The sequence below is a fragment of the Pseudomonas sp. CP-1 genome (assembly GCF_021213715.1).
GTDB classification, from domain to species: Bacteria; Pseudomonadota; Gammaproteobacteria; order Pseudomonadales; family Pseudomonadaceae; genus Pseudomonas; species Pseudomonas aeruginosa.
In genome coordinates, this window is record NZ_JAJQKY010000001.1 from 100,059 (window position 1) to 113,078 (window position 13,020).

14 protein-coding genes are annotated in these 13,020 nt (G+C 65.1%); 12 read left to right on the forward strand and 2 right to left on the reverse strand.

Annotated features, from left to right (window positions below; translation table 11 throughout):
• Positions 1-50: 50 nt before the first annotated feature.
• Complete coding sequence (gene ygfZ / locus LT948_RS00460; RefSeq protein WP_033990008.1) at positions 51-995, reverse strand: CAF17-like 4Fe-4S cluster assembly/insertion protein YgfZ; 945 nt, start codon at positions 993-995, stop codon at positions 51-53.
• Positions 996-1,267: 272 nt separating this feature from the next.
• Here ygfZ and LT948_RS00465 point away from each other — a divergent pair, with 272 nt between their 5' ends.
• Both LT948_RS00465 and LT948_RS00470 read left to right on the forward strand, forming a co-directional pair.
• Entirely contained in the window at positions 1,268-1,522 is a 255-nt protein-coding gene (locus LT948_RS00465; protein ID WP_003085532.1) for an FAD assembly factor SdhE, read from the forward strand.
• A complete protein-coding gene (locus LT948_RS00470; RefSeq protein ID WP_023092191.1) occupies positions 1,506-1,958 on the forward strand; it encodes a protein YgfX in 453 nt (150 codons plus the stop codon). The genes LT948_RS00465 and LT948_RS00470 overlap by 17 nt, the downstream gene beginning before the upstream one ends.
• Here LT948_RS00470 and nadB read toward each other — a convergent pair.
• A complete protein-coding gene (nadB, locus tag LT948_RS00475) occupies positions 1,927-3,543 on the reverse strand; it encodes an L-aspartate oxidase (RefSeq protein ID WP_003110247.1) in 1,617 nt (538 codons plus the stop codon). The two genes, LT948_RS00470 and nadB, sit on opposite strands and share 32 nt — an antisense overlap.
• A gap of 408 nt (positions 3,544-3,951) precedes the next feature.
• Between nadB and rpoE the strand changes: the two genes are divergently transcribed.
• The 10 genes from rpoE to era all read left to right on the forward strand — a co-directional run bounded on the left by rpoE (position 3,952) and on the right by era (position 12,975).
• Positions 3,952-4,533, forward strand: coding sequence for an RNA polymerase sigma factor RpoE (gene rpoE / locus LT948_RS00480; RefSeq protein WP_003085543.1), 582 nt, complete (start codon positions 3,952-3,954; stop codon positions 4,531-4,533).
• Positions 4,534-4,564: 31 nt separating this feature from the next.
• Positions 4,565-5,149 (forward strand): anti-sigma factor MucA, encoded by a 585-nt coding sequence (gene mucA / locus LT948_RS00485; RefSeq protein ID WP_003101958.1) that lies wholly within the window; start codon positions 4,565-4,567, stop codon positions 5,147-5,149.
• 8 nt (positions 5,150-5,157) lie between these two features.
• Positions 5,158-6,108: a sigma factor AlgU regulator MucB gene (gene mucB, locus LT948_RS00490; protein ID WP_003085548.1), complete on the forward strand. Its 951-nt coding sequence runs from the start codon at positions 5,158-5,160 to the stop codon at positions 6,106-6,108.
• On the forward strand, positions 6,105-6,560 hold the full coding sequence (gene mucC / locus LT948_RS00495; RefSeq protein ID WP_003110245.1) for an alginate biosynthesis regulator MucC: 456 nt from the start codon (positions 6,105-6,107) through the stop codon (positions 6,558-6,560). The genes mucB and mucC overlap by 4 nt, the downstream gene beginning before the upstream one ends.
• A gap of 39 nt (positions 6,561-6,599) precedes the next feature.
• Entirely contained in the window at positions 6,600-8,024 is a 1,425-nt protein-coding gene (gene mucD, locus LT948_RS00500; RefSeq protein WP_022579820.1) for a serine protease MucD, read from the forward strand.
• A 149-nt stretch (positions 8,025-8,173) separates the two neighbouring features.
• Positions 8,174-9,973: a translation elongation factor 4 gene (gene lepA, locus LT948_RS00505; protein WP_003085555.1), complete on the forward strand. Its 1,800-nt coding sequence runs from the start codon at positions 8,174-8,176 to the stop codon at positions 9,971-9,973.
• Between the two features lie 5 nt (positions 9,974-9,978).
• Positions 9,979-10,833: a signal peptidase I gene (lepB, locus tag LT948_RS00510; protein WP_003085558.1), complete on the forward strand. Its 855-nt coding sequence runs from the start codon at positions 9,979-9,981 to the stop codon at positions 10,831-10,833.
• Between the two features lie 168 nt (positions 10,834-11,001).
• Positions 11,002-11,379: a DUF4845 domain-containing protein gene (locus tag LT948_RS00515; RefSeq protein WP_003085562.1), complete on the forward strand. Its 378-nt coding sequence runs from the start codon at positions 11,002-11,004 to the stop codon at positions 11,377-11,379.
• On the forward strand, positions 11,376-12,065 hold the full coding sequence (gene rnc, locus LT948_RS00520) for a ribonuclease III (RefSeq protein ID WP_003085565.1): 690 nt from the start codon (positions 11,376-11,378) through the stop codon (positions 12,063-12,065). The genes LT948_RS00515 and rnc overlap by 4 nt, the downstream gene beginning before the upstream one ends.
• Positions 12,058-12,975 (forward strand): GTPase Era, encoded by a 918-nt coding sequence (era, locus tag LT948_RS00525; RefSeq protein WP_003085566.1) that lies wholly within the window; start codon positions 12,058-12,060, stop codon positions 12,973-12,975. Before rnc ends, era begins: the two co-directional genes overlap by 8 nt.
• Positions 12,976-13,020 lie beyond the last annotated feature (45 nt).

Genomic DNA, 13,020 nt, shown 5'->3' on the forward strand with positions numbered 1-13,020 from the left:
CCATGGGAATACTGGCGGGCCGTCCGCGGACGGCGAGGCACAGTTTACGGTCAGCGCTGGATTTCGCGGTCGCTGTCCAGCGTGTAAGGCAGATTGAGGAGGACGAGCGGCGCTCCTTCGGCGCTTCCGAGGCTGATCCGGCCGTCGGCGACGGCGTCGTCTTGCAGCACGGCGAGCAATTCCACGCTGTTCTCCGGCGTACGGGCGGCCAGTACCACTTCGCCGACGCTGGTGGAATGGACCGGCGAGAACAGCCCGGTGCCGGGCGCCGGCACCTCGTCTCCGCCCAGCGCCAGGCGATACAGGCGGCGCTTGAGGCGGCCGAGATACTGCATGCGGGCGACGATTTCCTGGCCGGTATAGCAGCCCTTCTTGAAGCTGACCCCGCCGACCGCCTGCAGGTTGATCATCTGTGGGATGAACAGCTCGCGGGTAGCGCCGAACACCTGGCCGACGCCGGCGCGCACCTGGCCGAGCAGCCAATCGTCAAGCGGCGCCTCGCGGCTGTGCTCGCGGAGCGTGGCAAGCACCGTCTCGGCGCGCTGCGCCGGAATCCACAGCTCGACGCGGGCGTCGCCCAGGGCGACGGCGAGCAGGTCGCCGTGGCGGGCGATCCTGCCGCTCTCCGCCGGGGTGTCTATCCCCAGGGCGCGCAGTGCCTCGCTGGCGTCGCGCAAGCCTATGCGGAGCCAGGCCGCGCTCTCGTCGGCAAGGCTGGCCTTGGAGAATACGGCGTATTTCTTCAGGTCCGCCAACTGGGCCTCGAGCAGCTCGCCGGCCATCGCCAGCAGCAGGCCGTCGCCCTCGGGCAGGATGCGGAAGCTCGATAGCAGGCGGCCCTTGATGTTGCAGCGGCCGCCGAGGCTGGAGGTCTCGTCGTTCAGGTAGGCGAGGTTGCAGGTCAGCTGGCCCTGGAGGAACTTGGCGGCGTCCGGGCCGCGGACGGCGAGGATGCCTTCATGGACTAGCGGGGTGTGGAAAGCGGGGTCGGCCATTGCGATGCTGCGCGGTCAGTCAGTCAGGACCGTCATCATAGAACTCGGTCCGAGGCTTGTCAGCGGGCACGAATGCCTGGCGCATCCGCCTTGACGGTTGTCGGACACTTCCGAGGCCGCCGTCGGCATGGGCCTGCGTCCCGCGCGGATACCCTTGGTTTGCCGGGCAATACGACCAAGGGCGGACGCCGGCGGAGCGACGCCTCGTCATCGGGCCGCGCCATTCGAGCGCAACCGCCCTATAATGCCGGGCGTTTTCGAGGAGCCCGAACATGGCAGATGAAACCGAACTGAAACGACTCTACTGGCACAGCCGTCGCGGCATGCTGGAACTGGATGTGCTGCTGGTGCCTTTCGTGCAGGAGGTTTACCCGGGCCTGGACGCCGAGGACCAGGCGCGCTTCCGCAAGCTGCTGGAGTGCGAGGACCAGGACATGTTCGGTTGGTTCATGCAGCGCGGCGAGCCGGAAGACGCCGACCTGCGGCGGATGGTGCGGATGATCCTGGACCGTGTCCAGCCGGATTGAGCCGTTCGAATGCCGCTGGCGGGTCTCTCCGATCCTGCTGGCGGCGAGCCTGGCACTGTGGGCCCTGGCGCTGCTGTCGATCCTGCTGGCGGCGCTGCCGGTCTGGCTGAAGCCGCCGCTGGCGCTGGTCTGCCTGGCCTACGGTGCCTGGGGGCTGTACCGCCAGGTACTGCTGCGCGGCTCGCGGGCCTTCCGTGGGTTGCGCCATGACGAGCGGGGCTGGCAGCTGTGGAGCGCCGGAAGCGGCTGGCAAGCGGTGCAATTGCGCCCTGACAGCCTGGCGCTGCCCTGGCTGATCGTACTGCGCGTGCGCCTGCCGGGCCGCTGGCGCATCCTTGGCTGCTGTATCCCGGCCGATGCGTTGGGCGCCGACAACCATCGGCGCCTGCGTGTCCGCCTGCGCTTCAGTCGCCGTAGATGGGCGGCACCAGGATAGTGTCGCGGGCTTCGGGCAGCAGGTCCGGATAATCCAGCGTGTAGTGCAGGCCCCGGCTTTCGCGGCGCTGCATGGCCGAGCGGATGATCAGTTCGGCGACCAGCGCCAGGTTGCGCAACTCGATCAGGTCGCGGCTGACCTTGTAGTTGCTGTAGAACTCGTCGATCTCGCTGAGCAGCAGGCGCACCCGGTGCTGGGCGCGCTGCAGGCGCTTGTTGGTGCGCACGATACCGACGTAGTCCCACATGAAACGCCGCAGTTCGTCCCAGTTGTGCGCGATGATCACGTCTTCGTCGGAGTCGGTGACCTGGCTGGCGTCCCAGCTCGGCAGGCTTTCCGGCAGGGGCGTGCCGGGCAGGCGCTGGAGCATGTCGGCGGCGGCAGAGCGGGCATAGACGAAGCATTCCAGCAGCGAATTGCTGGCCATGCGATTGGCGCCGTGCAGGCCGGTGAAGGTGGTCTCGCCGATGGCGTAGAGGCCCGGCACGTCGGTATGCCCGTGCTGGTCGACGAGCACGCCGCCGCAGGTATAGTGCGCGGCCGGCACTACCGGGATCGGTTGCTGGGTAATGTCGATGCCGAAGTCCAGGCAGCGCTCGTAGACGGTGGGGAAGTGCGCCTTGATGAACTCGGCCGGCTTGTGGCTGATGTCCAGGTAGACGCAGTCGATCCCCAGGCGCTTCATTTCATGGTCGATGGCGCGGGCCACGATGTCCCGGGGCGCCAGTTCGCCACGCGGGTCGAAGCGCGGCATGAAACGCTCGCCATTGGGCAGGCGGAGCAGGGCGCCTTCGCCGCGCAATGCCTCGGTGATGAGGAAACTCTTGGCCTGCGGGTGGTACAGGCAGGTCGGGTGGAACTGGTTGAACTCCAGGTTGCCGACCCGGCAGCCGGCGCGCCAGGCCATGGCGATGCCGTCGCCGGAGTTGCCGTCGGGATTGCTGGTATAAAGGTAGACCTTGCTCGCGCCGCCGGAGGCCAGCACGCTGAAGCGGGCTCGGAAGGTATCGACTTCGCCGCTTTCCCGATTCAGCACGTAGGCGCCCAGGCAGCGCTTGCTCGGCAGGCCGAGCTTGCGCTCGGTGATCAGGTCGACCGCCACCCGCTGCGACAGCAGTTCGATGTTCGGTCGCCGCCGGGCCTGGGCCAGCAGGGTATTGAAGATCGCGGCGCCGGTGGCGTCGGCGGCATGGATGATGCGCCGGTGGCTGTGCCCGCCTTCGCGGGTCAGGTGGTATTCGAAGCTGCCTTCCTCGTGGTTGTGCTGCTCGTCGCGAGTGAAGGGCACCCCCTGTTCGATCAGCCACTGGATCGCTTCGCGGCTATGCTCCACGGTGAAGCGCACCGCGTCCTCGCGGCACAGGCCGCCACCGGCGACCAGGGTGTCCTCGACGTGGGATTCCACGGTGTCGGTATCGTCCAGCACGGCGGCCACGCCGCCCTGGGCCCAGTAAGTCGAGCCCTGCGACAGTTCGCCCTTGCTGAGGACGGCGATGCGCAGGTGTTCCGGAAGGGTCAGGGCCAGACTCAGGCCGGCGGCGCCGCTGCCGATGACCAGTACATCGTGTTGATAATGTTGGCTCATGCCCGCATTTCCCCGTGGTGGAGCCCTAGTATATAGAAGGGCCTGGCGGCACAATAGCGCACCCCCGCTGCCGGTCCGGCGGATGAGCTGCGGGCCTGTCATCGGCAGGCGTCATCAGAGCGGGGCGATGTAGTGCTGGAACTTTCTTAGACGCATCGGTTCCAAAGCAGGATGCCTGAAGACCTCGTCCGGTTGGCCTACCCAGCGGCACAGAGGCCGGGCTCTGAGCCCGATGCAATCCATTTTCGCGGGGCCCGGACACGATGTCCGGGGCCGCACGTCACGAGCGAGGAAAAAACTCGTGACGCATGCTTGGAGGGGAGAACTTTTGCAAGAAGCCCGAGTCTATCTTGGCAAGACGATTCGCTGGGACGCTCGAAGCTCCTCCAGGTTCGAAGAGGAGCTTTCATGCTAACCCAGGAACAGGATCAGCAACTGGTTGAACGGGTACAGCGCGGAGACAAGCGGGCTTTCGATCTGCTGGTACTGAAATACCAGCACAAGATACTGGGATTGATCGTGCGGTTCGTGCACGACGCCCAGGAAGCCCAGGACGTAGCGCAGGAAGCCTTCATCAAGGCATACCGCGCGCTCGGCAATTTCCGCGGCGATAGTGCTTTTTATACCTGGCTGTATCGGATCGCCATCAACACCGCGAAGAACCATCTGGTCGCTCGCGGGCGTCGGCCACCGGACAGCGATGTGACCGCAGAGGATGCGGAGTTCTTCGAGGGCGACCACGCCCTGAAGGACATCGAATCGCCGGAACGGGCGATGTTGCGGGATGAGATCGAGGCCACGGTGCACCAGACCATCCAGCAGTTGCCCGAGGATTTGCGCACGGCCCTGACCCTGCGCGAGTTCGAAGGTTTGAGTTACGAAGATATCGCCACCGTGATGCAGTGTCCGGTGGGGACGGTGCGGTCGCGGATCTTCCGCGCTCGTGAAGCAATCGACAAAGCTCTGCAGCCTTTGTTGCGAGAAGCCTGACACAGCGGCAAATGCCAAGAGAGGTATCGCTATGAGTCGTGAAGCCCTGCAGGAAACTCTGTCCGCTGTGATGGATAACGAAGCGGATGAACTCGAGTTGCGGCGGGTGCTCGCAGCTTGCGGCGAGGATGCCGAGCTGCGTTCCACCTGGTCGCGCTACCAGTTGGCGCGGTCCGTCATGCACCGCGAGCCTACCCTGCCGAAGCTGGATATCGCTGCGGCGGTCTCGGCTGCCCTGGCCGACGAGGCCGCTCCGCCGAAAGCGGAGAAGGGGCCGTGGCGGATGGTCGGTCGCCTGGCGGTCGCTGCCTCGGTGACCCTGGCGGTGCTGGCCGGCGTGCGTCTGTACAACCAGAACGACGCCCTGCCGCAGATGGCGCAACAGGGGACCACCCCGCAGATCGCCCTGCCGCAGGTGAAAGGCCCGGCCGTGCTGGCCGGCTACAGCGAAGAGCAGGGGGCGCCGCAGGTGATCACCAACTCCTCGTCCAGCGATACCCGCTGGCATGAGCAGCGTCTGCCGATCTACCTGCGTCAGCACGTGCAACAATCCGCCGTCAGTGGTACAGAGAGCGCGCTGCCCTACGCTCGGGCAGCCAGCCTGGAAAACCGCTGAGGAGAGACATGCGCACCACCTCCCTGTTGCTTTTGCTTGGCAGCCTGATGGCGGTTCCCGCCACTCAGGCTGCCGACGCTTCCGACTGGCTGAATCGTCTCGCCGAGGCCGATCGCCAGAACAGTTTCCAAGGCACCTTCGTCTACGAGCGCAATGGCAGCTTCTCCACCCATGAGATCTGGCATCGCGTGGAGAGCGATGGCGCGGTTCGCGAGCGCCTGCTCCAGCTCGACGGCGCGCGCCAGGAAGTGGTCCGGGTCGATGGGCGCACCCAGTGCATCAGCGGCGGCCTTGCCGACCAACTGGCCGATGCCCAGCTGTGGCCGGTGCGCAAGTTCGATCCTTCCCAACTGGCTTCCTGGTACGACCTGCGCCTGGTCGGCGAATCCCGTGTCGCCGGCCGCCCGGCAGTGGTCCTCGCGGTGACCCCGCGCGACCAGCATCGCTACGGCTTCGAGCTGCACCTGGACCGCGACACCGGCCTGCCGTTGAAATCGCTGCTGCTGAACGAGAAGGGGCAGTTGCTTGAGCGCTTCCAGTTCACCCAGTTGAATACCGGCGCGGCACCTGCCGAAGACCAGTTGCAGGCGGGCGCCGAATGCCAGGTCGTCGGCCCGGCCAAGGCCGACGGCGAGAAGGCCGTGGCCTGGCGCTCGGAGTGGCTGCCGCCAGGTTTCACCCTGACCCGCAGTTTCATGCGTCGCAGTCCGGTCACCCCCGATCCGGTCGCCTGCCTGACCTATGGCGATGGCCTGGCACGATTCTCGGTGTTCATCGAGCCGCTGCACGGTGCCATGGTTGGCGACGCGCGCAGCCAGCTCGGCCCGACCGTGGTGGTTTCCAAGCGCCTGCAGACCGATGACGGCGGCCAGATGGTGACCGTCGTCGGCGAAGTGCCGCTGGGCACCGCCGAGCGGGTGGCGCTGTCCATCCGGCCCGAGGCCGCCGCCCAGAAATGATCGAGGAGCAGGGGCGAGTGGTGGCGACCGAGCCGGGAGCGGTATGGGTCGAGACCGTGCGCCGCAGTACCTGCTCGTCCTGCTCGGCCAATGCCGGTTGCGGCCAGGGGCTGATGCAGCGCCTGGGCGTCGGCGCGGGGCGTGCCCGGGTGCGCGCGTTGAGCGACCTGAGCCTGCGGGTCGGCGATGCGGTCGTCCTAGGAATTCATGAAGACCTGTTGTTGCGCGCCTCCGTCCTCTTCTATCTTTTCCCTCTGCTCGGGTTTTTCGTGGCAGCATTGCTGGCGACCCGGGCGGGCCTTGTCGAACCTCTGATCATCGTGTCCGGGCTGGCGGGTTTGCTGGCGGCCTGGCTATTGGTGCGTCGGCATGCTCGTCGTCATGCCGATGATCCAGCCTCGCAGCCGGTGGTTCTGCGAGCGCTGATTTCCGGGCCGTCCGATTCGGCCTGAGTCTTTCTCTTCCCTCGAACATCACGGGAGCTGTAGTCGATGCATACCCTAAAACGCTGTATGGCTGCGATGGTGGCCTTGCTGGCCTTGAGCCTGGCGATGACGGCCCGGGCAGAACTGCCGGACTTCACGCCTTTGGTCGAACAGGCGTCGCCGGCGGTGGTGAATATCAGTACGCGGCAGAAGCTGCCGGATCGCGCCATGGCGCGCGGGCAGCTGTCGATCCCCGACCTCGAAGGGCTGCCGCCGATGTTCCGCGACTTCCTCGAGCGCAGCATCCCGCAGGTTCCGCGCAATCCGCGCGGCCAGCAGCGCGAGGCGCAATCGCTGGGTTCCGGCTTCATCATCTCCAACGACGGCTACATCCTCACCAACAATCACGTCGTGGCCGATGCCGACGAGATCCTGGTGCGCCTGTCCGACCGTAGCGAGCACAAGGCCAAGTTGATCGGCGCGGACCCGCGCAGCGACGTGGCGGTGCTGAAGATCGAGGCGAAGAACCTGCCGACCCTGAAACTGGGCGATTCGAACAAGCTGAAAGTGGGCGAATGGGTCCTGGCCATCGGTTCGCCGTTCGGCTTCGATCACTCGGTCACCGCCGGTATCGTCAGTGCCAAGGGGCGTAGCCTGCCGAACGAGAGCTACGTACCCTTCATCCAGACCGACGTGGCGATCAACCCGGGTAACTCCGGCGGTCCGCTGCTGAACCTGCAGGGCGAAGTGGTCGGCATCAACTCGCAGATCTTCACCCGTTCCGGCGGCTTCATGGGCCTGTCCTTCGCCATCCCGATTGATGTCGCGTTGAACGTCGCCGACCAGTTGAAGAAAGCCGGCAAGGTCAGCCGCGGCTGGCTGGGTGTGGTGATCCAGGAAGTGAACAAGGATCTCGCCGAGTCCTTCGGCCTCGACAAGCCGTCCGGCGCGCTGGTGGCGCAGCTGGTGGAAGACGGTCCGGCGGCCAAGGGCGGCCTGCAGGTGGGCGATGTGATCCTCAGCCTGAACGGCCAGTCGATCAACGAGTCCGCCGACCTGCCGCACCTGGTGGGCAACATGAAGCCGGGCGACAAGATCAACCTGGACGTGATCCGCAACGGCCAGCGCAAGTCCCTGAGCATGGCGGTAGGCAGCCTTCCGGACGACGACGAGGAAATCGCCTCGATGGGCGCTCCGGGCGCCGAGCGCAGCAGCAACCGCCTGGGCGTGACCGTCGCCGACCTGACCGCCGAGCAGCGCAAGAGCCTGGATATCCAGGGCGGCGTGGTGATCAAGGAAGTCCAGGACGGTCCGGCCGCGGTCATCGGCCTGCGTCCGGGCGATGTCATCACCCACCTGGACAACAAGGCGGTGACCTCGACCAAGATCTTCGCCGACGTGGCCAAGGCCCTGCCGAAGAACCGTTCGGTTTCGATGCGGGTATTGCGCCAGGGGCGCGCCAGCTTCATCACCTTCAAGCTGGCCGAATAAGCCGGCTGGCGAAAAAAGGGCGGTTTCCACCGCCCTTTTTCATGCCCGTCAATCCGTTACCTGCGTGACGCCTTGCCCGAGCATCAGGTAAACTCCCCGGCTATTTTTCGGCGGATTGCCGCCCTTGCCCTTTTCGAGTGTGTTGAGCCGTGAGCGACCTGAGCCATATCCGCAATTTCTCCATCATTGCCCATATCGACCATGGCAAGTCGACGCTGGCCGATCGCTTCATCCAGATGTGCGGCGGTCTCTCCGATCGCGAAATGGAGGCCCAGGTCCTGGACTCCATGGACCTGGAACGCGAGCGCGGGATCACCATCAAGGCCCACAGCGTGACCCTGCACTACAAGGCGCAGGACGGTAAGACCTACCAGCTCAACTTCATCGATACCCCCGGCCACGTCGACTTCACCTACGAAGTCAGCCGCTCGCTGGCCGCCTGCGAGGGCGCGCTGCTGGTAGTGGACGCCGGCCAGGGCGTCGAGGCGCAGTCCGTCGCCAACTGCTACACCGCCATCGAGCAGGGGCTGGAAGTGATGCCCGTGCTGAACAAGATGGACCTGCCCCAGGCCGAGCCGGAGCGGGTGAAAGAGGAAATCGAGAGCATCATCGGCATCGACGCCACCGACGCCGTGGCCTGCAGCGCCAAGAGCGGGATGGGCGTGCTGGAGGTGCTGGAGCGCCTGGTGACCGCCATCCCCGCCCCGGAAGGCGAGATCGAGGCGCCGCTGCAGGCGCTGATCATCGACTCCTGGTTCGACAACTACCTCGGCGTGGTCTCGCTGGTGCGGGTGAAGAACGGCCGGGTGAAGAAGGGCGACAAGATCCTGGTGAAGTCCACCGGCAAGGTCCACCAGGTGGACAGCGTCGGGGTATTCACTCCGAAGCACACCGAGACCGTCGACCTGAAGGCGGGCGAGGTGGGCTTCATCATCGCCGGTATCAAGGATATCCACGGCGCGCCGGTGGGCGATACGCTGACCCTTAACAACACGCCGGACGTCGAGGTCCTGCCGGGCTTCAAGCGGGTCAAGCCGCAGGTCTACGCGGGCCTGTTCCCGGTCAGCTCGGACGATTTCGAGGACTTCCGCGACGCCCTGCAGAAGCTGACCCTCAACGACTCGTCGCTGCAATACGAGCCGGAAAGCTCCGAAGCACTGGGCTTCGGCTTCCGTTGCGGCTTCCTCGGCATGCTGCACATGGAGATCATCCAGGAGCGCCTGGAGCGCGAATACGACCTGGACCTGATCACCACCGCGCCCACGGTGGTCTTCGAGATCGTGCAGAAGAACGGCGAGATCATCTACGTCGACAACCCGTCCAAGCTCCCGGACCTGGCGTCGATCCAGGAAATGCGCGAACCGATCTGCCGCGCCACCATCCTGGTGCCCAAGGACCACCTGGGCAACGTGATCACCCTGTGCATCGAGAAGCGCGGCGTGCAGCGCGACATGCACTTCCTCAGCGGCCAGGTGCAGGTGGTCTACGACCTGCCGATGAACGAGGTGGTGCTCGACTTCTTCGATCGCCTCAAGTCCACCAGCCGCGGCTATGCTTCCCTGGACTACAGCTTCGATCGTTTCGAGCCGTCCAACCTGGTTCGTCTCGACGTGCTGATCAATGGCGAGAAGGTCGACGCCCTCGCCCTGATCGTCCACCGCGACAACGCCCCCTACAAGGGCCGCCAGCTGGTGGAGAAAATGAAGGAACTGATCCCGCGGCAGATGTTCGACGTGGCGATCCAGGCAGCCATCGGTGGGCAGATCATCGCCCGCTCGACGGTCAAGGCGCTCAGGAAGAACGTGCTGGCCAAGTGTTACGGTGGCGACGTGAGCCGTAAACGCAAGCTGCTGGAGAAGCAGAAGGCTGGTAAGAAAAGGATGAAGCAGGTCGGTAGCGTGGAAATTCCCCAGGAAGCCTTCCTCGCCGTGCTCAAAGTGGATAGCTAGAACCCATGACACTCAATTTCCCGTTGTTGCTGGTCATCGCCGTGGCTGTATGCGGCGCCCTGGCCCTGGTCGACCTGGTGCTGTTCGCGCCGCGTCGGCGGGCCGCGATCTCTTCCTACGAAGGGCAGGTGAACGAGCCCGATCCGGCGGTGCTGGAGAAGCTCAACAAGGAACCGCTGCTGGTGGAGTACGGCAAGTCGTTCTTCCCGGTGCTGTTCATCGTGCTGGTGCTGCGTTCCTTCCTGGTCGAACCGTTCCAGATTCCCTCGGGGTCGATGAAACCTACCCTCGAGGTCGGCGATTTCATCCTGGTCAACAAGTTCGCCTACGGCATCCGCCTGCCGGTGCTGGACACCAAGGTGATCCCGATCGGTGATCCGCAGCGCGGCGATGTCATGGTGTTCCGCTATCCCAGCGAACCGAACATCAACTACATCAAGCGCGTGGTCGGCCTGCCCGGCGACACCGTGCGCTACACCAGGGAAAAGCGCCTGTACGTCAACGGCGAGCTGGTGGCGGAGAAACTGGTCGGCGAGGAACCGGGCACCCTGGGCAGCGTGACCCTGTACCAGGAGAAGCTGGGCCAGGCCGAGCACCTGATCCGCAAGGAAATGAGCCGCTATCGCATCGAGCCCGACCGCCAGTGGACCATTCCCGCCGGCCACTACTTCATGATGGGCGACAACCGCGACAACTCCAACGACAGCCGCTACTGGAACGATCCGAAGATCCCCAAGGATCTGCTGGGCATGGTTCCGGACCGCAATATCGTCGGCAAGGCCTTCGCCGTGTGGATGAGCTGGCCCGATCCGAAGATGAGCAACCTGCCGAACTTCTCCCGGGTCGGCGTGATTCACTGACCTGTGCGCAGGTTCGCCACGCGGAAGGGCGCTCCTGCTGAATAATCGCGAAGCGGGGCTGCTCCCGAGGGCAGCCCCGCTTTCACTTCCGCGAACGCCGCCGCAGGGCCCTGCCCGATGGCGTTACCGCTCGCTGGACGGAATAACTACACTGACATGAGGTCCGACATGAGGTTCGCGCGTTCGCAGAAGGGGATGTCCCTGCTGGGGTGGCTGGTGGTGTTGGGCGTGGTGGCGTTCTTCGCCAGCGCCGCATTCAAGATCATCCCGCACTACATGGATTACTACTCGCTGGAGAAGGTGATCACTTCCGTGGAGACCGACAAGGCGGCCGAGGTGCGTTCCGTGCCGGAGTTCTACAGCTACGTCGGCAAGGGGATGCAGATCAACGGCATCCGCAACCTGGACCTGGAGAAGGCCCTGGAGGTGCAACTGGAAGACAACCAATTCCGGGCGCACCTGAAATATGAAAAACGCGAGCCACTGATCAGCAACATCGACCTGGTGGTCCACTTCGACAAAGAATTCCGTGTACGCATGCCGTGAGTAATTCGCTGGACCGACTCGAGCGCAAGCTCGGCTATACCTTCAAAGACCGGGACCTGATGGTCCTGGCCCTGACCCATCGCAGCTACGCCGGGCGCAACAACGAGCGCCTGGAGTTCCTCGGTGACGCCATTCTCAACTTCGTCATCGGCGAGGCGCTGTTCCACCACTTCCCGCAGGCTCGCGAAGGCCAGCTTTCGCGCCTGCGCGCGCGACTGGTCAAGGGCGAGACCCTGGCCCTGCTGGCGCGCGGCTTCGAGGTGGGCGACTACCTGCGGCTGGGCTCGGGCGAGCTGAAGAGCGGCGGGTTCCGCCGCGAGTCGATCCTCGCCGATGCGATGGAAGCCCTGATCGGCGCCATCTACCTGGATACCGGCATGGACTCCGCGCGCGAGCGGATCATCGCCTGGCTCGGACCGCAACTGCGCGAGCTGACCCCGGTGGACACCAACAAGGACCCCAAGACCCGCCTGCAGGAGTTCCTGCAGTCGCGTGGCTGCGACCTGCCGCGCTACGAGGTGGTGGATATCCAGGGCGAACCCCATTGCCGGACCTTCTTCGTCGATTGCGAAGTGGCCCTGCTGAGCGACAAGACCCACGGGCACGGCGGCAGCCGCCGCATCGCCGAGCAGGTGGCCGCGGCCGCCGCGCTGGTGGCCCTGGGCGTGGAGAATGGCCATGACTGACATGCACGACGACATCCCCGCCGGCAGCCGTTGCGGCTACGTGGCGATCGTGGGCCGCCCCAACGTGGGCAAGTCCACCCTGCTCAACCACATCCTCGGGCAGAAGCTGGCGATCACCTCGCGCAAGCCGCAGACCACCCGCCACAACATGCTCGGGATCAAGACCGAGGGCGAGGTGCAGGCCGTCTACGTCGATACGCCCGGCCTGCACAAGAGCGGCGAGAAGGCCCTCAACCGCTACATGAACCGTACCGCCAGCGCGGCATTGAAGGATGTCGACGTGGTGATCTTCGTGGTCGACCGCACCCGCTGGACCGAAGAGGACCAGATGGTCCTGGAGCGCGTACAGTACGTCAGTTGCCCGGTGCTGATCGCGGTGAACAAGACCGACCGCATCGAGGAAAAGGCCGACCTGCTGCCGCACCTCGAATGGCTCACCCAGCAGTTGCCGAAGGCCGAGGTAGTACCGATCTCGGCGCAGCACGGGACCAACCTGGACGTGCTGGAGAAGCTGGTCGCCGAGCGTCTGCCGGAAAGCGAGCACTTCTTCCCCGAAGACCAGATCACCGACCGCAGCAGCCGCTTCCTGGCCGCCGAGCTGGTCCGCGAGAAGATCATGCGCCAGCTCGGCGCCGAGCTGCCCTACCAGATCACCGTGGAGATCGAGGAGTTCAAGCAGGAAGGTCGCATCCTGCATATCCATGCGCTGATCCTGGTGGAGCGCGAGGGGCAGAAGAAGATCATCATCGGCGACAAGGGCGAGCGGATCAAAAGCATCGGCCAGAACGCGCGCAAGGACATGGAAGTGCTGTTCGACTCCAAGGTCATGCTCAACCTCTGGGTCAAGGTCAAGGGCGGCTGGTCCGACGACGAGCGTGCCCTGCGCTCGCTGGGCTACGGCGACCTCTGACCGTTCCCGGCAGCCCGGCGCCAGCCGGGCGCCATTCCTCTCGCG

Excerpts from the sequence above, each read along its gene's own strand:
- nadB (WP_003110247.1), bottom strand. The coding sequence starts at position 3,543 with ATGAGCCAACATTATCAACACGATGTACTGGTCATCGGCAGCGGCGCC.
- ygfZ (WP_033990008.1), bottom strand. The coding sequence starts at position 995 with ATGGCCGACCCCGCTTTCCACACCCCGCTAGTCCATGAAGGCATCCTC.
- mucA (WP_003101958.1), top strand. The coding sequence starts at position 4,565 with ATGAGTCGTGAAGCCCTGCAGGAAACTCTGTCCGCTGTGATGGATAAC.
- mucB (WP_003085548.1), top strand. The coding sequence starts at position 5,158 with ATGCGCACCACCTCCCTGTTGCTTTTGCTTGGCAGCCTGATGGCGGTT.
- LT948_RS00465 (WP_003085532.1), top strand. The coding sequence starts at position 1,268 with ATGGCAGATGAAACCGAACTGAAACGACTCTACTGGCACAGCCGTCGC.
- mucC (WP_003110245.1), top strand. The coding sequence starts at position 6,105 with ATGATCGAGGAGCAGGGGCGAGTGGTGGCGACCGAGCCGGGAGCGGTA.
- mucD (WP_022579820.1), top strand. The coding sequence starts at position 6,600 with ATGCATACCCTAAAACGCTGTATGGCTGCGATGGTGGCCTTGCTGGCC.
- rpoE (WP_003085543.1), top strand. The coding sequence starts at position 3,952 with ATGCTAACCCAGGAACAGGATCAGCAACTGGTTGAACGGGTACAGCGC.
- lepB (WP_003085558.1), top strand. The coding sequence starts at position 9,979 with ATGACACTCAATTTCCCGTTGTTGCTGGTCATCGCCGTGGCTGTATGC.
- LT948_RS00515 (WP_003085562.1), top strand. The coding sequence starts at position 11,002 with ATGAGGTTCGCGCGTTCGCAGAAGGGGATGTCCCTGCTGGGGTGGCTG.
- era (WP_003085566.1), top strand. The coding sequence starts at position 12,058 with ATGACTGACATGCACGACGACATCCCCGCCGGCAGCCGTTGCGGCTAC.